The following is a 21,309-nucleotide window of genomic DNA, read 5'->3' as shown; positions in this document are numbered from 1 at the left end:
ATATTTAGTTTTTCTTTCCTGCGGCCTGCATTGGATTTACTTTGCCGTTAGCGCCGCCTCTTACCGGCCCGCCTCCTTGTTTTTGTTTAAATAATTGGAATTTGGAAACCTGAGTATCAGTACCATTACTGGCCCATAGATTATTGGAAGTGTCAATATCTGCAGTTTCTCTCATCGGGTCAAGCTGTATCGATTTGATCTTTTTGTCAAAATAGTAGGTCTTAGAAACCTTCTGTTCATTCTGTCTCCATATCTGTGCAGATGATTTATCGTATAGTTTTGATCCGTCTTCAAAAGTGAATTCCAGAATGATCGGCATCACCAATCCCCCTTTATTCACAAAATCGATCTGATAGCCTGTAAGGTTTTTGAATTTTTCTTTATCCTTTGCATCCAGAGGAATACCGGCATCTGTTTTTACGGTGTATTCTTTATCGGCATATAATTTCTCCTGACCTCTGTCGTATCTGTAATAGAAATCCTGAAGATCCTTATCCTTATCTACAGAGAATGTGATGTTTTTATCTTCTTTGTTTCTGATTTTTGAAATATCTTCAAATGAATTCTGAAGCGGTTTTTCTACTTTATATTTTGTTTCTTTGGCTTCCTTTGGAAGGGTATTCAAATCGGGAACTGCAACCGTTACTTTATCAATAGCGATATCTACAGGATCTGTTCCGTAGAACCATCCTCTCCAGAACCAGTCAAGATCTTCACCGCTGGCATCTTCCATCGTACGGAAAAAATCTGCAGGTTCAGGATGTTTGAAAGCCCATCTTTTAGCATAGGTTTTAAAAGCTTTGTCGAAAAGTTCTCTTCCCATGATGGTTTCCCGGAGAATATTTAATCCCGTAGCAGGCTTTGAATAAGCATTCGGCCCAAACTGAATAATATTCTCAGAATTACTCATGATCGGTTCCAGCTGATCTTTCGGCAGTTTCATATAATCTGTGATCGTCCAGGCGGGACCTCTTTTGGAAGGGAATTTATTATCCCATTTTTCTTCTGTCAGATATTCCGTGAAGGTATTTAAACCTTCATCCATCCAGCTCCACTGTCTTTCATCAGAATTGACGATCATAGGGAAGAAATTGTGTCCAACCTCGTGAATGACCACGCCGATCATTCCGTTTTTGGTTCCTTCCGAATACGTCCCGTCTTTTTCCGTTCTACCGAAGTTGAAACAGATCATTGGATATTCCATTCCGTTAGCAGCTTCTACAGACTGTGCAACAGGATACGGATAAGGAATGGTAAATTCAGAATAGGTTTTGATGGTGTGAGCCACCGCTTTTGTAGAATATTTTCTATATAAGTTATAAGCTTCTTTTGGATAGAAACTCATGGCCATTACTTTATTATTGTTTTCAGGAATGGTCACACGCATTCCGTCCCAGACAAATTTTCTGGATGAGGTCCATGCAAAATCTCTTACATCATTAGCTTCAAAACTCCATGTTTTTCTCTGTTTGGAATGATTTTTCTCTGCTTTTTTCGCTTCGTCTAATGTTACGATCTCAATGGGTTCAGCAGCACTTTCCGCTTTTCGGTATCTGGCCATCTGATTGGATGATAAAACCTGTTCGTAATTTTTACACTCTCCGGTTCCCCCTACAATGTGATCCGCAGGTACATTCATGGACACTTTGAAATTTCCGAATACCAATGCGAATTCGCCACGTCCCGTGAACTGGTGGTTTTGCCATCCGTGGAAATCACTGTAAACACACATTCTCGGATACCATTGTGTCATGGTATATAAATCATTTCCGTCCTCAGCGAAGTTTTCATAACCGCCGCGGCCGCCCATTTTTATTCTGTTCGGGATATTATAGTTCCAGTCTACTTTGAAAATCAGCTTTTCACCTTTCTTTAAAACCTTCGGAAGGTCAATGCGCATCATTGTTTTGTTCACCGTATATTTCAGTGGGTTTCCTGATGCATCCGTTACCTTTTCCAGATTAACGCCGTAGCCGTTGTCTTTTTCAGGAAGATCGGTGGCTTTCAGCTGTTGATCATTGGAAAAAGCCGGAAGGGTAGAAGGGAATTGAAATCCAGCATTTTTAACGGTGGATTGCTCGTTTTCATCCAATTGAAGCCAGATATAATCCAGATCGTCCGGAGAATTGTTATAATACGTTATGGTTTCTGAACCTTTCAGATTTCTTTTGTCTTCGTCAAGATAGGCAGTGATATCATAGTCAGCCCTGTTCTGCCAATATCCGTGTCCGGGAGCTCCCGAAGCTGTTCTGTAAATATTGGGAGTCGGGAGGATTGTTCCAAGCTGCTCGAATCTGTTTCCGTGGTTACTTCCAGGATTGTTCTGAATATTTTGTGCGGCAAAACCCGTATAGGCTAATACAGAAAATGAAAATAGGACTGCTTTTAGTTTCATTACCGAATGAGTTTAATAATTATCAAAGATAATAATAAGTAGCTGAAAAATTAAAAATGTTTCAAAGTTAAAAAGGAATTTTTTCTAAAGCCATTTTTAAGGATAATGCAAAGACTCCTGAGGATACAAAAAGAATCCAGTCTTTTTTATTGACTTTAAAAACACTTAACAGGATGAATAAAAGGATAAGAATAGCCAGCACAATAACGATCTGCCCCAATTCCAATCCAATATTGAACCCTAATAAAGGAACAGCAATACTCTGGCTTTTAGCAATCATAACCCTGGCAGTATTTGCAAAGCCCATTCCGTGGATAAGCCCGAAAATCAACGCGAGATAATAATTGGCCCGCATAAGAGTCTGCTTTTTGTTTTTCATTAAAATATTGTCCAGAGAAGTGAGAACAATAGTCAGCGGAATCAGAAACTCTACCCAGGCAGAAGGAACTCTGAAAACATCGAGAATACTTAAAGCAAGTGTAATGGAATGCCCGATTGTGAACGCTGTGACAAGGATCAGAATCTTTTTCCAGTCAGTATAAGAATATACTGCGATCAGAGCCAGCACAAAAAGCTGATGGTCTAATGCATCCAGAGAAATAATATGTTCCCAGCCAAGGTTTAAATAGAATAGAAAATCCTGCATCATAACGTAAAAATATAATGCGTACGAAAATAATGATTAATTTCGAACAAATTTTAAATGTCCGAACTTATGAAAAATTTATGGCTGTTTCTGCTTCCTGTATTTTTTTTATTCTCTTTTTCAAAAGCGAAACATCCTTATCATGTAGGTTCTGTAGAAATTAATTATAATTCCAAATCCAAATCTTTTGAAGTTACGGGAAGGTTTTTTCTTGATGACCTGGAAAACGGTCTGTCTAAAAAGTACGGAGGTGCCTTCCATTTTAATGATGATAAATATAAAGCCAGGCTTAATGAGGCTTTAGAAAAATACTGTGCAGAGTATTTTAAACTGAAGTCAGACGGCAGATTTTTAAAAATAAATTATGTGGGTTATGAAGAGGATAGCGAATCTGTAAATGTTTTCCTTGAATCGGAAACAGTAGCTGCTCCTAAAAAATTGGAAGCAGCGGTTAGCTTTTTGTACAACCTTTTCGATGATCAGATCAATATTGTTCACATGATTGTCAACGGTCAACGGCAAAGTGAAAAACTCACTTATCCCAACCGTTACCTGTACCGCCAGTTTTAACAGTTATTTTTTCAGTGTTTTCTTTTAGGTATTATACCATTTTTCATACAAATATTAAATCACTTAAGATTGATTAATAATTTTATATTGTATCTCTTTTAAAATTATTTTTAATAATTAGTCGTTAATGATTTGATCGTTTTGTTATGAATAATATATGTGTAAATATTATTTAGTTAATTAACCTTTATAATATTTGTTTTTTGTTTGAAATAAATTATATTTGTGTAGGTCTAGTTAAGGGTAGTTAATTTTAATTTAATGATTTATTAAAGTAAAATTTTTATTAAAATTATAATTATAATTATTCTGATGATGGAGAGATCACAAATAATGAGAAGAAATAAAACAGTTATTCCTTGCCGACTTTTCGGATATATGATTATCGGTATTGACTAGGTAGGTATTAGTACAAACGATCTGTGGATGATATTAGGTCTTAAAGGAATCGCTACTAAGTAAAATAATAACTCTGATTATAAGGAACAAGACGGTAAATGTGGCTTAACCGGGATATTTTGCCAAATTAATATAGGCACAGCTTAATAAGTCCGCGACAATGAGATATTGATTCTAACAACACAAATTGTTAAAGAGCACTTACGTTCCCTGTAGGTGTTTTTTTATTTATTATCCATTTGGATCATTGCATTGATGCCCTTTGCATGATCAAGGAGATCAGGAAAGAAATCGTCATAGCATTCCTGAAGAAAAGGCTTGTTTTCCAGAAAGGCTTCAAAGACCGGAATGTCTGCCTCAAGATATTTGGCTTTATTGAGTACATTCCGCATACTGAATTTTATACCCCGGTCTTCGCGGTAATTATACAACCAGTCGTCTGCTTCCATTTTAGCGAGCATCATTTTGAAATTTTCAGGAAGCCATTCTTTATGCTCGTTGAGAACTCTGTAAACTCTCAGTGAATGAGATTTCCATTCAGCCAGAGAGTGTAGGCTAAAATCCGTAGCTACAAAATAATCCATCGCAACATCAACAAAAGCACCGGCATACAATCTTACCAGAGGAGAGAACACTTTTTTGGCCTCATGAATAGCGGGGTGAGAATCTGTGAATGTATCGACAGCCCTGTGCATCGTAATACCATCCTGAATATCTTTCGGGAAAGAATAACGGTCCTTGTTCCGGATAAAATCTTCAAGAAACTGTCCTACAATCTGTCCGTCCGAAAATGTAAGAAAAGAATGGGCTAAATAATTCATAAACGAATATAAAAATTTTTATACAAAAACCGGCCATCTGCAAAGGTCTCTACCCAAACTCCTTTTTCCTCTTCTGTATATTTAAAATGAATAGCATTTAAATGGATCTTTTCCGGAGAAACCAAACTAAGCCGAAGTTCGTCATTGCTGACTAAGCTTTGAAACTGGATGGGGTATGACAATATGTTTTGGATTTGCAGGTCTTTATAACCATACACTACTGTACAGTCAGAACCCAATGGCGTAAAACGCTCATGTTCCTGGTAAATATCTACAGAATGAGGATATCTTTCTATAATCTTCAATCCTGCCTGCAAGGCTGTATAATACAGGATAGATGAAAACTGGCAGATTCCGCCTCCGGCTCCGGTCGAGATATTGTTTTTAATAAGATTCCGGCCTTCTTTAAAATTGTTCTTTTCGGTTGGTTTTCCTATTAATTTCCAGAAAGAAAAAACTTCGCCGGGTTGAATAATGAGATTATGAATTTTATCACTGACGACTTTTAAATTATGAATTTTATTTTCACTGAATTCTCCCTTTTTGATAATCTGAGTGAGATCAATGATATGCTCACCAATTCTGCCTGTATCATATTGATCCGGATAACGGTAACGGGACTGAAGCTCATCAAAATATCGCTGTATCAATTTTATGTGCAGTTTCAGGGGATCTGGCAGAATTTTTTTTAATATCAGTTTCATCTTTTTTCCAATACTACGATTTGATAAGAAGCATACTTTTTCAGAAAAGTACGGCAGAGCAGAATATCAAGAGGAAGAAAAAATTTTCTTAAGCTCTTGGGAAGCCTGTGGATGGGAAACAGTAAAATACCTGTAGTACTTTTGGTGTTCCATTTTTCATTGGATAAAAGTGAGATTTCTTTAGCAGTAAAAGTATTTCCTGCATGCCAGTCTTGCTGAGGTGAAACCGTTTTTCTCCGGGCTTTTGTAGGATAATCAAAAATTAAAATCCCATGATGATCCAATTTCCGAAAGCACTCACCAAGGAATTTTGTTGTTTCCTCCTTCGTCTGATGCATGATCACATGAAAACAGAATATACAGTCAAATTCTATTTCAAACGGAATTTTTGAAATCTCGCCAACAGCTGTGATCTTTTCTGCATTTTTTTCTTTTGCGATGCTGAGCATTTTTTCACTGAAATCAACACCGTGAGTCGCAAACTTAAGCAGTCTTCCGGTTCCGCATCCCAAATCCAGAATTTTTGAATAGTTTTTATTTTTGAAAAAAGAATCTAAAAATACATTCTCCTGCCTGTCTATATATTTTCCATAAGAGTTTCCGAAACGGTTTTCTTCGTAGTTTTCTGCAAGATGATCGTAATATTCATGGATACTGTTTTTCATTATTTAAAATTCTTTAGTAAAATTAATTTAATCTAATCTTACTCAATTTCTCAATAGGTATTCCAATTTCTATAACTACTTCAATGATTGCTCCTGTTCCTTTTTAAATTCTGAGGGAGTCATACCAGTCATTTTTTTGAAAATAGTATTAAAAGCAGTTTTGGAATTAAAGCCTGATTCAAATGCAATGCCTACGATAGACCATTTTTTGTAAGAACTATCGGTAAGCATTTTTTTAGCGTGTTCTATTCTGTATTTATTCACAAAATAAAAGAAGTTCTCATTAAACCCATTATTGAGAAGATAAGAAAGCTGATGGCCATTGATCTTAACCAGATCCGAAAGTTTCAGCAAATTAAGATCCCCATCCAGATAAGGTTGTTCCGTTTCCATTAAAGCACTTAACCTTAATTTCAAACCTTCAAGTTCGTGGTCCGGAATCAGTTTTTTTCTTTCAATTTCTTCTTCCTCGCTTTCCCGTTCGATAGACAGCAGCTCATCACGCTGTTTTTTATCTACGGGATAGATCTCTTTTTGCCGGAGTATATAATATAAAGTGCTGTAGACAATAAATAAAAATAAGAGATCCATGACCAGGTGCTGGTGCATCTTATAAACAAAAGCATTAAACAGTTCGTATCCGACCGTTATGATGATCGTAACAAAAAGAAGAAAACTCAGTTTGATCAGCCATTGCAAATCAATATGTTCTGTATTGGATGAAATGGTTTCAATTCTTTTCTGATGCCTTCTGATCTTAAAATAAATCAAAGCTATATAAGGAAGATTATGAGCGACATCTATAAGCAGTACCGCATTGTAGATGATTGGATGATTTTCAGAATTGAATAGCAGAATCCAGTAGATCGCCGGAACAATAAGACAGACGAGATCCCTCTTTTTAAAACAGTAATCGGGATTAATGAAAAACACGACACTGAAAAATAACAGAACAGGAGTGAATATCTGTATGGAATAAACTGCGGAAGTAAATAACGGTCCCGGAGAAAGACCGCAAAATTGCAGGACATTCAAAATCCAGTAGCTGGACCACAGCAATAGAAACAGCCCGAAAAAGAAGTTAGCTCTTCTGTTGACCTTCATCGGATTGACCAATACGGTAAATGAAAGCAAGGTCAGACCCCCGTAAAGAAGGACAAGAACAAACTTTTGAATATTTTCAAGCTGCATACTGAATGGTTTTAAAAGATCCTTTCGTGGAAATCTTCAATTTTACTCACTTCCTCAATCTTAATTCCAAATTTTCTTTTTGGGATCTTGTTGAGGTTGGAGACAAATATTTTTTCATATCCTAATTTTTCGGCCTCAGTAATTCTCTGTTCTACCTGCGCTATGGGACGGATTTCTCCACTTAATCCGATTTCTCCAGCAAAACAGAAGTGCTCGGAAATGGCAATGTCCTCATTGGAAGAAAGAATAGAGGCTACTACGGCAAGATCCAATGCAGGGTCATCCGTTTTGATTCCTCCGGTAATATTTAAAAAGACATCTTTTGCACCAAGCTGGAATCCCGCCCTCTTTTCAAGAACAGCCAGAAGCATATTCAGTCTTTTGGCATCGAATCCTGTGGAACTTCTTTGGGGAGTACCATATACCGCCGTACTTACCAGTGCCTGAATCTCAATCAGCATAGGACGGTTCCCTTCCAGAGTGACTGCGACTGAGTTTCCGGAAAGTTCTTCAAATTTCTTGGTGATAAGAATCTCGGAAGGATTTCTGATCTCTTTTAATCCCTGGGAAACCATTTCGTAGATTCCAATTTCAGAAGTGGATCCGAAACGGTTTTTATTGGCTCTCAGTAATCTGAAGAGATGGTTTCTGTCGCCGTCAAAATTTAAAACAACGTCTACCATGTGTTCCAGAACCTTAGGACCTGCGATCTGCCCGTCTTTGGTAATATGCCCGACCAGGAAAACGGGAACGTTATTTTCTTTAGCATACTTAATGATTTCATTAGAGCATTCTCTGATTTGTGAAACGGTTCCTGGAGAACTTTCAATCAATTGAGACTGTAAAGTTTGGATAGAATCAATAATAATGAAATCAGGTTCCAGTTTTTTAGCTTCATGAAGGATCTTTTCCAGCGATGTTTCAGTATAAAGAAAGCAGTTTGGGTTCTGCACGTCAGTTAATCTGTCTGCTCTCATTTTAATCTGAGAAGCACTTTCCTCACCGGAAACATAGAAGATTTTTTTCTTCATTTTTAAAGCCAGCTGAAGCAGCAGGGTTGATTTTCCGATTCCGGGTTCACCACCAATCAATGTTACAGAACCTAATACAATACCGCCTCCTAGAACACGGTTCAGTTCTTCAGAAGGTGTTTTTATTCTCGGTTCTTCAACGGTTTCAACTTCAATAATATTGATAACGTGTTGTTTTGTTTTTGAAAAAGGTGGAGTTTTAGATGAGGTTTTTTCCACCACTTCCTCCACGAGGGTATTCCATTCCCCACAGTTCTTGCACTGTCCCATCCATTGGGAATATTGGGTTCCGCAGTTTTGACAGAAATATGCTGTTTTCAGTTTTGCCATACTGCGAAGTTAAAAAAAATGAGTGTCCTTTTGGAATTTTAATTAATTTTCGGCTATGAAAAATATGATCCTAAAAAGTCTGGCTTTATTGATTGTAATGAGTCTTCTCAATGCTCAGCTTGCTGATTGGACCGGGAAATTCTTTACACAGTCCGGAGTTCAGTTTGGAATGCTTTCAGCCTCTATTATCGTAGCATGTCTGATTATTACGGTGATTGCATGGGTAACGATACTATTATTCAGGAAGAGCTATGATGCCATATGGAAAATTGCTGTTTTGTTTGAAGTCCTTTACCTGTTGATGCTCTTGCTGTCCGGGACCAATCCTTTTACCTATTTTGTGGAGACAACAGATGTTCATCTTACAAATTTACTGTTATATATAAATTCAATAGGTGTTTTTATCGCAATGTGTCTTTTTGATGTAATTTATTCCAGAATAATTTTATCTAAAGTTAAAAACTAACATACATCAATCGTGGGTGTATCTTTATGTTCTATCTTTACTTTAATTAAAAAACAATCAAAAATATAGTACAATGAAAAAAGTATTTTTATCTTTCTTATTGGTATTGGTTAGTGTAACAGCTTTTGCTCAGAGTATATGGGCAGTAGATCCTATGCATTCGTCTGTTAACTTTAATATCAAGCATATGGGAATCAATTTCGTTCAGGGACGTTTTGATGTATTTAAAGGAAAAGTAAGTACGCAGGGGGCTAATTTAGATAATGCCAGTCTGAATTTTGAAGTAGGAGTAAACTCAATCAATACCGGCGTGGAGATGCGTGACAAACACCTTAAAAGTGCTGATTTTTTTGATGCTGAAAAATATCCGGCTATGACTTTTAACAGTACTTCTATCACAAAGGATAAGAATAACACTTATCTTTTGAAAGGAGAACTGAAAATTAAAGAGACCACAAAAGAAATTACAGTACCGGTAACATTTGGTGGTGTTGCTAAAAACCAACAGGGAAAAGAAGTAATGGGCTTCCAGACGAAATTTACTGTTAACCGTTTGGATTATGGAATTAAATATGACCCAACAGGTGCAGGAGTAGCCAAAGATGTCGAAGTAAGTTTATTTTTCGAAATGGTAAAAGAATAGTTTATAGGTAATCATATAAGTTAAAAAGGTTTTTCAAGTGATTGAAAAACCTTTTTTATTTTTACACAACCTGCTGTAGGCGTATCTCTTTTTGATCTAAGAATTAATTCCGCCCGAAGAAACTGTGAAAATACCATAATCATCAATGAGCATATTTTCCTTCTGAACGCCACTGTATTTCATGACCCTGTCGAGTTCTTTCTGAGAACGCCTTCTCATGATCCAGTCTTTATTCTGATGATTATTCAGAACATAGGCAATCATCTTTAGCTGCGGGTGCCATGGCTGTCCAGTGTACACAATAAAAGATTTTTTTTCAGAAATAGAAATTGCACCTTTAACCGCTTGAGCTGCCATTTCATTATCTCCAAACAGTTCAAGAATCCCTGAAATAATAGTAATATTAGGTTCGAAATCTAATTTTTTGTAGGTTTCAGGATCAAAGCAGTCAAAATTCGTAAAACGGATGTTCTGATAATTTTTTTCTCTGATTACTTTTTCTCCGATCTCAATATTAGCCTTGACAAATTCATTGATGACAATCTCAGAATCGGGATGTTTTTCTTTAATATCAAATAAATAATTACCCGTTCCACCTGCAATATCCAGGATCTTTATTTTTCGGCCTTCCTTTTTTAGTTTCTGGATGTTCTCTTCCAAAAGTGCAATCAGATGCTCTTTACGGATGCGGATTCCTTTCCAGCCTATCGCATTGAGATAGTTCTTATCCATCATTTTCCCAAAACCTAATTTCCCCTTGGGTTGGTTCTGATAAACATAATGAAGTGAAGCACCGGAATCAAAGCCATATTTCAGGCCGATAGCCATTCCATTGCTTATTTTTCCAATGTTATTCAGTGAAAATTTCTGAAGTTTAAAATTAAAATTGTTCCCGATATTATTCTGGAGGTCTTCATATTCTTTCACCGAAAATCGATCGGTATGAAGAGAAGCTGTTTTATGCGTTCTGCCAAAACATTTTTCGGCAAAATCTACAATCTTATCGTACACCTTTTCCTTTCCTGTGTCAAACAGAATTCCATGAAAAAAGCCGGATAGTACTTCATATTTCTTTAAATCTGTATCAAGTTTGTCATAAAATATTTTTTGTTCCTTATTGAAAACAACATGATCTTTTTCTGCAGCCAGAATCAAAGCAGGAGTATCAATAGCTTCAGCATCTTCTACCAGACGTTTTCCTGCTTTTGCGAGATCTATAAGAAGCTCAGCGTCTATTGATCTGGTGATCAGTGGGTCAGTATCATAAGCTTTCTGCTGTTCCGGGTCATGAGTCAGCATTGTAGATTTTACATAACTCTTGATGATCAGTCCTTTTTTGAGTTTTGTTCCCAGAGTGATCATTTCATTAGCGAACGGAACAATAAGATTAATTTTAAAAGCAGGCGCTAAAAGAGCCATTCCTGCGATGTCAGGTGCGAAATCATGAACCCAGGCCGAAGCTACAACACCTCCGATACTGTTAGCCAAAACAAAAATATCTGAAATTTTCACGTCGTATTTTAATCCCAAAAATTTCGAAAAAGAATTCAGATCTCTAACATAATCCATGAAGATGGAAGAGGTTGCTGTTTCTGTATGCCCGTGGCCCCGGAGGTCAAAAGCGAAAATATTATATTTCGAAAATTGTGTTGATTGCGCAATATCATTCAGTCGTTCTGAATGTTCGTGTCCACGGTGGATCACGATGATGCTTTTCTGTTGAGGCTGATAATTCCATTCACGGAAAAAAATAGTACTCCCGTCAAAACTTTTAAAATGTCCGCTGTTCATAGTTTAATTTTTTTTCAAAAAATCCTTCACATAAGGATGGATCACCGCATTTTTATTGATGCTTTTCATCATTTCTGCTGCTTCCTCTATGGGTAAAGATAGAATATTTTTCATTATTAAAATACCTATAACAGAGCTTCTTGTAAAGCCCATCGTACAGTGAATGAGAATTTTTCCATCTATCGGAAGCGTTTTGTACTTCTCTGTGATCTCGGCGATCAGTTTTTTGGTTTCGGTATTGTCAAAAGTTCCAATATCCAGAAAAGGGACTGAATGATAAAAAGTACGATTTTTTACGTTTAAAGTTTCCTCAATTTCTGCTGAAAGGTCATACACGAAAATAGGACTGCCACTATCAAAATAATGTTGATCTTCGGAACTGGGTCTTGATGAAATATAGATACGCGGGGCAATTTCCAGCGGTATTTTATTCTTTCTCAAAAATTTCCAGAAAATCCGGTAGACCATCAGATATGGTGAATAAAAAATTTTACGTGGTAAAGAAATATTTCCTTCTATATCTTTTAAGAAATGGACATTGTTCTTTTGATAGTGATATCCAATGATTATTGACATTAGAGCCGGCCAAAGCAAAAACAGCGATAGATGATCGGAAGACTTATCCAAAAGAAGTGCCGCCGATATCTGGATCCAGCCCAATAGAAAATAAACATTGGCAACCTGAAAATTTCTGTGCTGGAAATCATTTTTACGGTAAGGAAAGATGATAAAGCTGATATGAGCCAAGACAGTTCCTGAGAGGATATCAATGAAATGGTGTTGGTAAGTTGTCAGTGTTGAAATACCAAGTAAAATAAGCCATAACATTATAAAGTTCCCTATTTTTCTAAAATTTCTGAAAACAGTCCAGAATACAAAAGCATAAGCGATATGCAGTGAAGGAGCCTGATTAAAAGGTGAATCAAATGTTTTTAAAAATTCAAAAGAGTAACCGAGAACAGAATTGTTGGTTATTGGTTTTACCAGAGAAAACTGCAGTGGAAATATAATAAAGGATAGCCCCGCTGTTATAGTAATGAAAAGCATTCTTCTGGTCAAAACTTTAAGCTGTTCATCATCTTTACACATGAAAAACACAGAACAGAAAAAAATCCCGCTTGTCATATACGGAATAATGCTCCATGGGAGAAACGGGATGTATTTTTCAAAATCAAATACAAAAGACGGGACTTTTCCGGCCCTTGAAGTATACCATGCTGCAAAGTTGTAAACAGTCATGAATACAGTTGCACAGATTATAAAAGCTGTAATTTGCTGTTTTAAGGTCGGTCGTCTTTCATCCATTTGGCTTTCCTGAACATGATCATATTTAATAAAAACGAAGGCAGTAAAGAGAGTGATCTCATCATCCACTTCATCTTAGTTGGGAAAATAACGAATTTTTTCTGCATTTCTATGGCTGCAACAATAATTGCTACCGCTTTTTCAACATCCGTAAGAAATGGTTTTTTGCTGAGATCATTATTGTTAAGCTGTCTTAATTTCAGAGTATCTACATAGCCTGGGGCAATTGTTGTTACAGATATTCCAAAGGGTTTCAGGGCACGACGGTACGCGTCACCAATCTGAATAACAGAACGCTTTGTTTTGGTATAGAGGCTTGAATTTTCGTAATCTAAAATTCCGGAAACAGAAGCTATGACAGCTATATGTCCTTTTTTCTGTCCTTTCATTGCTTTCCGGGCGATTTCAAAACAATTGACTGTTCCCAAAATATTGGTTTGAAGCATTTCTTCGGCTTCCTCATAGGAAATTTTTCCGGCTACATCTTCGGCATAGCTACCTGTACAATTGATGAAAATATCAAGATTTTTTCCATGTTTTAGAAAGGATTGCACTGCAGAGCCAATAGAATCCAAATCGCAAACGTCCGCCTGGAATGCTTTTAAATTTTTAAAGCTGTTGGCAGAAACCTTTCCCGGATTTCTTCCACATATTCCTACATAATATCCTTTATCAAGATAATGCCGGGCAAGAGCATAGCCAATACCGGAAGTTCCGCCTGCTATAAAAATATTCATGAGATGGTTGTAATTTGAATTTTATGTAAAAATAGATTTTAAAACTGAAAGTTGGCTAAGTTTTTATCACTCACAAAAGGTATAAAAGTTTTGGAATGCTTCAGTGATTAGAAAGACCATAGTTTTGAAGATATCAATAGAAGCGGGCTTTAGCCCGTTTAATCAAAATAAAAATACATCTGGCTTTGGCCAAAACATATTTCAACATGCAAAATTATCCACGGATAGATTTGATGGTCTGATTAAATCCATACTGCCATTGCATTTCCATATCTTCTGCAAATTGTTGATGGTCATTAGGAAAAGAAAAATCAATCTCAAATTTTTTCCAGTTGATTCCTTTTTTTAGATAATGACCTTTTAAATCCCGTTTAATATGAGTTGTGTCAATCTGGAAATCCGGTGATAGTTTTTCAATTTCTGCAAGTCTTTCATTTCCGCTAAAACCCAGCACAGCGCGGACAAAAGCTTCTTCAACCGGACTGTAATACTGTTTTTTTTCAATAATGATTTCATCAGCAAGGTGCTGGGCCAGTTCTATAGGGATAAGATCAATGGCTCCGCCGGCGAAATATTTCCCCTTAAGAAAAAAAGGTTCTACGTAAAACATATCGGAAACAGAAATTCGGGTACTTTCAAGCAAAGAAAGGTCGGTTTTTATTAACGGTCGATTTTCAACAGCACTGTTCATTAAATTTTTAGATTTGATGGTGATTTGCCCGGGATTAATTTTTTCTGCCGTTGTTGAGTCTGTGATAATAATTTTCCGGTAAAGTTTTCTGTCCTTTCTTTTCTGTTCAGTTTCCTGTGGGTCAAAAAGTATTTCGGAACCGATAATTACGGTGGGAATTATTTGTGAAAACTGAGTGTTTTTTAAAGATGGAAAAACCTTGGACAGATCTTGGGGCATTTCTACGAGGTATTTGCTGAAAACATCTTCAATGAAAGGAGCGTTTCTCTTGTTGAGAATCTTTTTTAAAGACAGAACGCCTATTTGAGAAAGCTTTTTATATGGTGTCAAAACAGTGCCCGACACAAATTTGAAATATTCTTCTGATTTCAGGTATTCCTTTCGGGATATGTTGTCTGAGAAAGAGTTGATCACGGTTGCGGCAAATGCTCCCCCGCATGAAGCAATGATGATATCTGGTTTCATTTCCAGTTCTTCCAGAGCGGCGAATATTCCGAGGTAGATCATGAGCCTGGTTCCTCCTCCCGAAAACAAAATTGCTTTTTTAAATTTTTCACTCATCATATTACCTTGTTATAAGAAGAGTCAAAATCCAGAAAAAAATAGGTGCATTGAAAATCAGGCTGTCCATTCTGTCCAGAAGGCCACCATGTCCGGGTAGCAATGCTCCCGTATCTTTTACAGCTCCTTTTCTTTTCAGATATGACATAAAAACATCGCCAAAGAAACCTGAAACCCCCAAGATAACTCCTACAATAGTATTTATGAGGATGTCAGCCTGTAATAAGAACAACCCTAAGATATTGCTTAAAATAACGGTAAGAAAAACGCCACCGATAAATCCTTCGAGGGTTTTATTGGGACTTATTTTTGGTGTGATCTTATGTTTTCCAAAAAACTTGCCCATTAAATATTGAAAAACATCGTTAAGTTCAGTTACAACGACCAAAAAAATGATAGCATTCAATCCTGAGACTGTTTCTCTTACGAATAGTAGATGGGGGAAAGCAAGGAGACAAACCATTAAAGCTATGAGAACCCCGTAAAGCTTTTTTATATTTGTTTTTAAAAGAAGAAAATACAGCAGGACAATAACTGCCAAAGCAGCACTGTAAAGGAAGTAGTTTTCACAAGTGAAAAAGTAGAACAGTAAAAACTGTGCAGTTCCAACAAATAGTGATGGAATGATACGATTTGAATGTATTTTATATAAGCTTAAAAATTCAAAAAAGCACTGAAAGCTGATCCATGAAACGAAAAGTTTCATGGCAATAGGGTGAGAGATTCCGAGTGCAAAAACAATGATGATATAAATCCATGTTTTTACCCTTAGTGGAACATCAGCAAATTTATTTTCTTCAGGCTTCATGCAGTGATTTCTTTAATCTGATATACGTACTGATTATCAGTAGAATAATAAGAAGACCAAAAATATACTTTGATATTCCTGAAATATCCGCGCCAAAAAACACAGCCAGTCCATAAACTCCCAGAATCAGGGCACGGTCACTTTTCCCCATTGGACCATCATAGCGGCGTTCTTTTCCAATGGCCTTTCCGATCAAACCTGCAAATTCATTGATGATACTAAGTACAATGAATATGATGATGAGGTATAGACTTTCCGGCTGGAATTTCAGCAGCGGAAAAAAGATAATCACATCGGAGACGATATCACCTACTTCATTTAAAACTTCTCCTAACTTGCTGGTCTGATTAAATTTTCTGGCCATCATTCCATCTAATGCATTCAGAGCCATCCTGAGCAAAAGCCCGATTGGAAGACTCAGGAAGAACCATCTGGACTCATCCGCATTCCAGAATAATACTCCGATTACAACAGAAAGCAGTATAGAACTTACCGTAATCTGATTGGCTGTAATGTGATTCTTATGCAGGAATAATAAGACCGGGGTAAGAAGCTGCTGAAATTTTGGTTTTAATTTATAGACGGAAATCATGATGGATATAGCTTTTGGGCATTGTGTATATCAAATATAGATATTTTTTTTTAGCAGAATTTATAATTGATAGAGGAGGGTTTTCGCATTTTCAAAATTTAAAAAATTGCTTTGTGTCTCTTTTTCCCATAACTTTGCACAAACCTAATCTAATGAGTAAAAAGAATACAAAGTACATCTTTGTGACAGGAGGTGTAACTTCATCTTTGGGAAAAGGAATCGTGTCTGCTTCTCTGGGGCTTTTATTAAAATCACGCGGTTTTAATGTAACGATCCAAAAACTGGATCCTTATATCAACATCGACCCGGGAACACTGAATCCATATGAACACGGAGAATGCTATGTAACCGAAGATGGTGCAGAAACGGATCTGGATTTAGGTCACTACGAGCGTTATCTTGATGCTCCTACTTCCCAAAACAACAACGTTACTACCGGGAAGATCTACCAAACAGTTATCGAAAAAGAAAGAAAAGGAGATTTCTTAGGAAAGACAGTTCAGGTAATTCCTCATATCACCAACGAGATCAAAAGAAGAATCAAAATGCTTTCCAAGCAGAACTACGATATCATCATTACTGAGATTGGCGGAACGGTAGGGGATATTGAATCTCTTCCATACATTGAAACAGTACGTCAGCTGAAATGGGAGCTTGGTGAGAAAAATTCTATGGTCATTCACCTTACATTATTGCCTTATCTGGCTTCAAGCGGTGAGTTGAAAACAAAACCTTCTCAGCATTCCGTTCGTCAATTGATGGAAAGTGGAATTATGGCAGATGTTTTGGTTTGCAGAACAGAACATAATATTCCAAAAGATCAGAGAGCGAAATTAGCTCAATTCTGTAATGTTTCTCTTGATAATGTGATTGAATGTAAAGATTTGGAAACGATCTATGAAGTTCCAATGTATCTTCAGAAACAAAACTTTGATGATGTAGTTTTAAAAGAATTAGATCTGAAAAATGATAAAGAAGCTGATCTTAAAGATTGGAAAACTTTCCTTAAAAAATTCAAAAACCCTAAAAGAACTGTAGAAATTGCCTTAGTAGGAAAATATATTTCTCTACAGGATTCTTATATTTCTATTGCTGAAGCTTTCAAACATGCAGGTGCAAGTCTGGAAACTGAAGTGAAAGTAAGATGGGTGTACAGTGGAGATATCACTGCTGAAAATATTAATGAAACCTTAAATGGTGTAGACGGAATCCTTATTGCTCCAGGTTTTGGCGATAGAGGTATTGAAGGTAAAGTTCTTACTGCTCAATATGCAAGAGAGAATAAAGTTCCTATGTTGGGAATTTGTTTGGGAATGCAGATTATGACCGTTGAATTTGCAAGAAATGTTCTTGGTCATTCAAAAGCCAACTCAATGGAATTTGATACTTCTACACCTGATCCTGTAATTTCTATCATGGAAGAACAGAAAAATGTAGTAGATAAAGGAGGTACAATGCGTCTTGGAGCATGGAAATGTTCATTAAAAAATGGTTCCAGGTTATACGATATCTACGGTTCCAAAAATATTTCAGAAAGACACCGTCACCGTTATGAATTTAACAGTGATTATCTTCAGGAATTTGAAAAGAATGGTTTCCTTGCAACGGGTACCAATCCTGAAACAGGGCTGGTAGAAGCTCTTGAGCTTACTGATCATCCGTTCTATGTAGGAGTGCAGTATCACCCTGAATATAAAAGTACAGTAGCAACACCTCATCCGCTTTTCAGAGCTTTTATCAAGGCTTGCGAAAAGAAATAAGGTAATTGTATACGATAAACGTCTTAACATAAACTCAAGCTGATTCTTCTCAGCTTGAGTTTATTATATAGTAACATAGTAATGCATAGAGTTTTGATAAAAAAATAGTATTTTTGTCAGCTCAAAAAGCCGCATATTGTGATGCTTGATTAAATTTAAAATTTTAATATAAAAATAAAATGCAAGAAAACAAGGGAATCGATAAAAGTCAGATGATCAGTTTTGCAGTTTTGTGTTTGGTTCTTTTCGGATTCATGTTCTATTTCCAGAACAAGCAGTCGAAAGAAGAGCAGGTAAAAGCTCAGGAACAGAAAATCGAGCAGGTAAAAAATGCTGTAAAACAGACTCAGGCAAGTAATATCAATCCAAATGTAACTCCCGGTGCGATTCAGACGGCCAGTTTGAGCAACAAAGAGCTGAATGTAGAATTCTCAAGCTTAGGAGGGCAGGTTTCTAAAGTACAGCTTTCGGAATATAAAGCATATGATCACAAAACGGATAATGCAGATCTTCCGCTTTATCTGATCGATAAAAAAAATTCAAACTACGGTTTTCAGTTTAAAGACAAAACCGGTAAAGTAATCAATACTAAAGACTTAGTTTTTACACCTGCTGTTAATGGCAATGCTGTAACGATGACAGCGAACTATAACAGTGCTGTTATTCAGTTTGTATATACATTACTTCCGAAATACACACTTGATTTTAAGGTAAGAACCAAAGGACTTGCAGCTCTTACTTCTGATAATAAAGCAGACTTTATCTGGGATTATAGTGTGAGAAACTTGGAAAAAGGTAGAGCTCAGGAGCAGTCCCATTCAGAATTTTCATATGCATTCAATAATTATAAAGATTATGATTATGATGGCAGAACGGAGATGAGTGAGGAAAAAGAAACCCTTAACTGGATCGGTGTAAAGCAACAGTTTTTTACTTCTGTAATCGAAGCAAAAAGCGGTTTCACTCATAGTAAAGGAAATCAGGAAGCTATTGAAGAAGGAGAATATCTGAAGAAACTTAATTTTGAAGGGTTTGTTCAGATGACAGGGAGTGAGCTTAATCAGGATTTTACGTGGTACTTTATGCCGCTTGATTTACCTCTGTTAAAAACGTATGATAAAAACTTTGACGAAATCCTGCCTTTAGGATGGTCTTTCATTGGATGGATGAACCGTGGGTTCTTCATGCCGATGTATAATATTATTGCTGAATGGGGACTTACAGCAGGCTGGGTGATCTTCTTAATGACAATCATTGTGAAATTGATCTTATCACCGATTATGTATAAGCAGCATAAATTGAGTGCGATGATGAAAGTGATCCGTCCTGAAATTGACGAAGTGAATGCGAAGCTGAAAGATGCAGACCCAATGAAGAAGCAGCAGGCGACGATGGAAATCTACCGAAAGGCTGGTGTAAATCAGATGGCGGGATGTCTTCCGGCACTGGTCCAGATTCCGATCTTCTACGCCTTATTCCGTTTCTTCCCGAACTTTATTGATCTGAGAGGAAAAGGATTCTGGTTTGCAAAAGATTTGACAGCTTATGATGACTTGATTAAACTTCCGTTTAAGATTCCTTTCTTAGGAGATCATTTAAGTGTTTTTGCATTAGCGTGTACCATAGTAATCTTGATCTATACAGTAATGACTTCAGGAAATATGCAGCAGCCTCAACAGGAGGGAATGCCAAACATGAAAGTGTTGATGTATATCTTCCCTATTACATTCCTGTTCTTCCTTAATACATCAGCATCTGGACTTTCATGGTATTATTTTGTATCCAATGCGATCAACATTTTAATTATCCTTGTTATTAAATATGTGATACTGGATGAGAAGAAAATTCATGCACAGATTCAGGCAAATAAGGAAAAACCAAAGGCAGAAGGTAAGTTCCAGAAGAAAATGAGAGAGATGATGGAGAAAGCTCAGGATCAGCAGAAAATTCAGGAGCAACAGAAAAAGAAGAAATAAGAAATATTCTATATATAAAAAAGAGAAGCAAATTTTGCTTCTCTTTTTTTTTAGTTACAAGGTTTTGGAACCGGTTGGTTCATGTCTGGGCAAGGTGTACCACAAGCACAGATTTGTCCTCCCTTAATTTGCTTTAATTGATTTTTACTAATTAATTTAGCGTTTTTGATTTTTGTGATGTTTTTCATATTTTAATATTTAATTTGTTTTTATATTTCTTAATAATTGGAAAGAAATATACGGTGTTTGTAATTCAAATATAAATAAAAATATTTGCTCCAAATGTTTTTATTTGAGTTTTATCAATTTTAAATGGTAGTAAACTTCCCACATATCAGCATTTTCAACAGTGGTATATGCTATGCCTGACATTACTGGTTCTGTTCTTCTTAGAACTATCAATATTTTATCTTCTGTGCTACTATATATATGTATTGGATGATAAGAAACTTTTGTAAAGAGTTAGGTGAATAATGAGAAGTGATACCAATGGAAAATTCAGGAGCAAAAGAAAAAAGGAATAAAAAGACTTTTATTATAGAAAAGCGGAGCAGGTTACTGCTTCGCTTTTTATTTTTATTGAACTCTAATTTAGATGTTAATCATATTTCAGTCTGAACGACTGTCTGTGATGTTTTGTGGGACCATGTTTTATTAAAGCTTGCTGATGTGCTTTTGTAGCGTACCCGAAATTAGTGTTCCAGCTGTATTCCGGATGTTCTTCATGAAGTTCGATCATTAATTGATCTCTGTAATTTTTTGCAAGAATTGAAGCAGCTGCAATAGAAAGAACTTTTGAATCTCCTTTAATAATGCATTGGTGAGGAATATAATTATAAGGATGAAATTTATTTCCATCCACCAAAATCAGTTCGGGAGTAATTGTTAACTGATCCAGAGCACGATGCATAGCGTGAATACTCGCATTAAGAATATTGTGCTCGTCAATGAACGAAGGTGGTAGCTCTGCGATGGCGTAGTTTTTAACATTGTCTTTGATATAGCTGTCCAGTTCCATTCTTGTTTTGAATGTTAACTTTTTGGAATCATTAACCAAGTTTTGCTGAAAACTGTCATCTAAGATTACAGCAGCAGCGACTACCGGTCCGCTCAAACATCCTCTTCCTACTTCATCACATCCTGCCTCGATGTACAGGTCTGTCCATTTTTGTAATAAATCCATTTGGTTATTTATATCATTTCATAAATCAGCTGTAAAATTAGCGA

At 36.4% G+C, this 21,309-nt stretch carries 20 protein-coding genes; 5 read left to right on the top strand and 15 right to left on the bottom strand.

The window, feature by feature from the left end; all coding sequences use genetic code 11:
• Positions 1–4: 4 nt before the first annotated feature.
• Positions 5–2,395 (bottom strand): M1 family metallopeptidase, encoded by a 2,391-nt coding sequence (locus IW16_RS21310; RefSeq protein ID WP_034749389.1) that lies wholly within the window; start codon positions 2,393–2,395, stop codon positions 5–7.
• A gap of 67 nt (positions 2,396–2,462) precedes the next feature.
• Entirely contained in the window at positions 2,463–3,041 is a 579-nt protein-coding gene (locus IW16_RS21305; RefSeq protein ID WP_034749386.1) for a HupE/UreJ family protein, read from the bottom strand.
• A 69-nt stretch (positions 3,042–3,110) separates the two neighbouring features.
• Between IW16_RS21305 and IW16_RS21300 the strand changes: the two genes are divergently transcribed.
• The gene (locus IW16_RS21300) at positions 3,111–3,611 is read left to right on the top strand and encodes a DUF6702 family protein (protein WP_034749763.1); all 501 of its coding nucleotides are present in this window, start codon (positions 3,111–3,113) and stop codon (positions 3,609–3,611) included.
• A gap of 623 nt (positions 3,612–4,234) precedes the next feature.
• Here the strand turns inward: IW16_RS21300 and IW16_RS21295 are convergent.
• The 5 genes from IW16_RS21295 to radA form a co-directional block, all read right to left on the bottom strand.
• The gene (locus tag IW16_RS21295) at positions 4,235–4,831 is read right to left on the bottom strand and encodes an acyl carrier protein phosphodiesterase (RefSeq protein WP_034749382.1); all 597 of its coding nucleotides are present in this window, start codon (positions 4,829–4,831) and stop codon (positions 4,235–4,237) included.
• The gene (locus tag IW16_RS21290) at positions 4,828–5,535 is read right to left on the bottom strand and encodes a VanW family protein (protein ID WP_034749379.1); all 708 of its coding nucleotides are present in this window, start codon (positions 5,533–5,535) and stop codon (positions 4,828–4,830) included. The genes IW16_RS21295 and IW16_RS21290 overlap by 4 nt, the downstream gene beginning before the upstream one ends.
• Complete coding sequence (locus IW16_RS21285) at positions 5,532–6,200, bottom strand: class I SAM-dependent methyltransferase (RefSeq protein WP_034749374.1); 669 nt, start codon at positions 6,198–6,200, stop codon at positions 5,532–5,534. The genes IW16_RS21290 and IW16_RS21285 overlap by 4 nt, the downstream gene beginning before the upstream one ends.
• Positions 6,201–6,275: 75 nt before the next feature.
• A complete protein-coding gene (locus IW16_RS21280; protein ID WP_034749371.1) occupies positions 6,276–7,391 on the bottom strand; it encodes a helix-turn-helix domain-containing protein in 1,116 nt (371 codons plus the stop codon).
• Positions 7,392–7,402: 11 nt separating this feature from the next.
• Positions 7,403–8,752, bottom strand: coding sequence for a DNA repair protein RadA (gene radA, locus IW16_RS21275; protein ID WP_034749368.1), 1,350 nt, complete (start codon positions 8,750–8,752; stop codon positions 7,403–7,405).
• A gap of 55 nt (positions 8,753–8,807) precedes the next feature.
• On the opposite strand from radA, the gene IW16_RS21270 reads away from it, so the two are divergent.
• Together IW16_RS21270 and IW16_RS21265 are read left to right on the top strand one after the other, a co-directional pair.
• Positions 8,808–9,218: a hypothetical protein gene (locus IW16_RS21270; RefSeq protein ID WP_034749366.1), complete on the top strand. Its 411-nt coding sequence runs from the start codon at positions 8,808–8,810 to the stop codon at positions 9,216–9,218.
• Between the two features lie 73 nt (positions 9,219–9,291).
• Positions 9,292–9,861 carry a YceI family protein gene (locus IW16_RS21265; protein WP_034749364.1) on the top strand — a complete coding sequence of 190 codons (570 nt, stop codon included), beginning with the start codon at positions 9,292–9,294 and terminating at the stop codon, positions 9,859–9,861.
• Between the two features lie 96 nt (positions 9,862–9,957).
• Here IW16_RS21265 and IW16_RS21260 read toward each other — a convergent pair whose 3' ends face one another.
• The 6 genes from IW16_RS21260 to IW16_RS21235 all read right to left on the bottom strand — a co-directional run bounded on the left by IW16_RS21260 (position 9,958) and on the right by IW16_RS21235 (position 16,346).
• A complete protein-coding gene (locus IW16_RS21260) occupies positions 9,958–11,652 on the bottom strand; it encodes a bifunctional alpha/beta hydrolase/class I SAM-dependent methyltransferase (RefSeq protein ID WP_034749362.1) in 1,695 nt (564 codons plus the stop codon).
• A 3-nt stretch (positions 11,653–11,655) separates the two neighbouring features.
• The gene (locus IW16_RS21255) at positions 11,656–12,891 is read right to left on the bottom strand and encodes a phosphatase PAP2/dual specificity phosphatase family protein (protein WP_165572013.1); all 1,236 of its coding nucleotides are present in this window, start codon (positions 12,889–12,891) and stop codon (positions 11,656–11,658) included.
• A gap of 41 nt (positions 12,892–12,932) precedes the next feature.
• Positions 12,933–13,694, bottom strand: coding sequence for an SDR family NAD(P)-dependent oxidoreductase (locus tag IW16_RS21250; protein WP_034749360.1), 762 nt, complete (start codon positions 13,692–13,694; stop codon positions 12,933–12,935).
• A gap of 214 nt (positions 13,695–13,908) precedes the next feature.
• A complete protein-coding gene (locus IW16_RS21245) occupies positions 13,909–14,949 on the bottom strand; it encodes a patatin-like phospholipase family protein (RefSeq protein WP_034749358.1) in 1,041 nt (346 codons plus the stop codon).
• Position 14,950: 1 nt separating this feature from the next.
• Positions 14,951–15,754: a phosphatidate cytidylyltransferase gene (locus tag IW16_RS21240; protein WP_034749356.1), complete on the bottom strand. Its 804-nt coding sequence runs from the start codon at positions 15,752–15,754 to the stop codon at positions 14,951–14,953.
• Positions 15,744–16,346 (bottom strand): CDP-alcohol phosphatidyltransferase family protein, encoded by a 603-nt coding sequence (locus IW16_RS21235; RefSeq protein WP_034749353.1) that lies wholly within the window; start codon positions 16,344–16,346, stop codon positions 15,744–15,746. Before IW16_RS21235 ends, IW16_RS21240 begins: the two co-directional genes overlap by 11 nt.
• A gap of 152 nt (positions 16,347–16,498) precedes the next feature.
• Between IW16_RS21235 and IW16_RS21230 the strand changes: the two genes are divergently transcribed.
• Together IW16_RS21230 and yidC are read left to right on the top strand one after the other, a co-directional pair.
• Complete coding sequence (locus IW16_RS21230) at positions 16,499–18,106, top strand: CTP synthase (RefSeq protein WP_034749349.1); 1,608 nt, start codon at positions 16,499–16,501, stop codon at positions 18,104–18,106.
• Positions 18,107–18,285: 179 nt separating this feature from the next.
• Positions 18,286–20,082, top strand: a complete 1,797-nt coding sequence (gene yidC, locus IW16_RS21225) for a membrane protein insertase YidC (protein ID WP_034749345.1) — start codon at positions 18,286–18,288, stop codon at positions 20,080–20,082.
• Positions 20,083–20,132: 50 nt separating this feature from the next.
• Here the strand turns inward: yidC and IW16_RS26190 are convergent, their stop codons facing one another.
• A complete protein-coding gene (locus tag IW16_RS26190) occupies positions 20,133–20,270 on the bottom strand; it encodes a bacteriocin leader domain-containing protein (RefSeq protein WP_084694595.1) in 138 nt (45 codons plus the stop codon).
• A 410-nt stretch (positions 20,271–20,680) separates the two neighbouring features.
• Entirely contained in the window at positions 20,681–21,265 is a 585-nt protein-coding gene (locus tag IW16_RS21220; protein ID WP_034749342.1) for a ribonuclease HII, read from the bottom strand.
• Positions 21,266–21,309 lie beyond the last annotated feature (44 nt).

Source organism: Chryseobacterium vrystaatense, assembly GCF_000737765.1.
Classification (GTDB): Bacteria; Bacteroidota; Bacteroidia; order Flavobacteriales; family Weeksellaceae; genus Chryseobacterium; species Chryseobacterium vrystaatense.
The sequence above is the reverse complement of the archived record's forward strand: the minus strand, read 5'-3'. Positions and strand labels throughout refer to the sequence as shown.

What these genes read in the sequence shown, in the direction of transcription:
- IW16_RS26190 (WP_084694595.1), bottom strand. Translation starts at nt 20,270, where the DNA reads ATGAAAAACATCACAAAAATCAAAAACGCTAAATTAATTAGTAAAAAT.
- IW16_RS21285 (WP_034749374.1), bottom strand. Translation starts at nt 6,200, where the DNA reads ATGAAAAACAGTATCCATGAATATTACGATCATCTTGCAGAAAACTAC.
- IW16_RS21310 (WP_034749389.1), bottom strand. Translation starts at nt 2,395, where the DNA reads ATGAAACTAAAAGCAGTCCTATTTTCATTTTCTGTATTAGCCTATACG.
- IW16_RS21235 (WP_034749353.1), bottom strand. Translation starts at nt 16,346, where the DNA reads ATGATTTCCGTCTATAAATTAAAACCAAAATTTCAGCAGCTTCTTACC.
- IW16_RS21270 (WP_034749366.1), top strand. Translation starts at nt 8,808, where the DNA reads ATGAAAAATATGATCCTAAAAAGTCTGGCTTTATTGATTGTAATGAGT.
- IW16_RS21245 (WP_034749358.1), bottom strand. Translation starts at nt 14,949, where the DNA reads ATGATGAGTGAAAAATTTAAAAAAGCAATTTTGTTTTCGGGAGGAGGA.
- IW16_RS21260 (WP_034749362.1), bottom strand. Translation starts at nt 11,652, where the DNA reads ATGAACAGCGGACATTTTAAAAGTTTTGACGGGAGTACTATTTTTTTC.
- IW16_RS21220 (WP_034749342.1), bottom strand. Translation starts at nt 21,265, where the DNA reads ATGGATTTATTACAAAAATGGACAGACCTGTACATCGAGGCAGGATGT.
- IW16_RS21265 (WP_034749364.1), top strand. Translation starts at nt 9,292, where the DNA reads ATGAAAAAAGTATTTTTATCTTTCTTATTGGTATTGGTTAGTGTAACA.
- IW16_RS21250 (WP_034749360.1), bottom strand. Translation starts at nt 13,694, where the DNA reads ATGAATATTTTTATAGCAGGCGGAACTTCCGGTATTGGCTATGCTCTT.
- radA (WP_034749368.1), bottom strand. Translation starts at nt 8,752, where the DNA reads ATGGCAAAACTGAAAACAGCATATTTCTGTCAAAACTGCGGAACCCAA.
- yidC (WP_034749345.1), top strand. Translation starts at nt 18,286, where the DNA reads ATGCAAGAAAACAAGGGAATCGATAAAAGTCAGATGATCAGTTTTGCA.
- IW16_RS21305 (WP_034749386.1), bottom strand. Translation starts at nt 3,041, where the DNA reads ATGCAGGATTTTCTATTCTATTTAAACCTTGGCTGGGAACATATTATT.
- IW16_RS21255 (WP_165572013.1), bottom strand. Translation starts at nt 12,891, where the DNA reads ATGACTGTTTACAACTTTGCAGCATGGTATACTTCAAGGGCCGGAAAA.
- IW16_RS21280 (WP_034749371.1), bottom strand. Translation starts at nt 7,391, where the DNA reads ATGCAGCTTGAAAATATTCAAAAGTTTGTTCTTGTCCTTCTTTACGGG.
- IW16_RS21240 (WP_034749356.1), bottom strand. Translation starts at nt 15,754, where the DNA reads ATGAAGCCTGAAGAAAATAAATTTGCTGATGTTCCACTAAGGGTAAAA.
- IW16_RS21290 (WP_034749379.1), bottom strand. Translation starts at nt 5,535, where the DNA reads ATGAAACTGATATTAAAAAAAATTCTGCCAGATCCCCTGAAACTGCAC.
- IW16_RS21295 (WP_034749382.1), bottom strand. Translation starts at nt 4,831, where the DNA reads ATGAATTATTTAGCCCATTCTTTTCTTACATTTTCGGACGGACAGATT.
- IW16_RS21230 (WP_034749349.1), top strand. Translation starts at nt 16,499, where the DNA reads ATGAGTAAAAAGAATACAAAGTACATCTTTGTGACAGGAGGTGTAACT.
- IW16_RS21300 (WP_034749763.1), top strand. Translation starts at nt 3,111, where the DNA reads ATGAAAAATTTATGGCTGTTTCTGCTTCCTGTATTTTTTTTATTCTCT.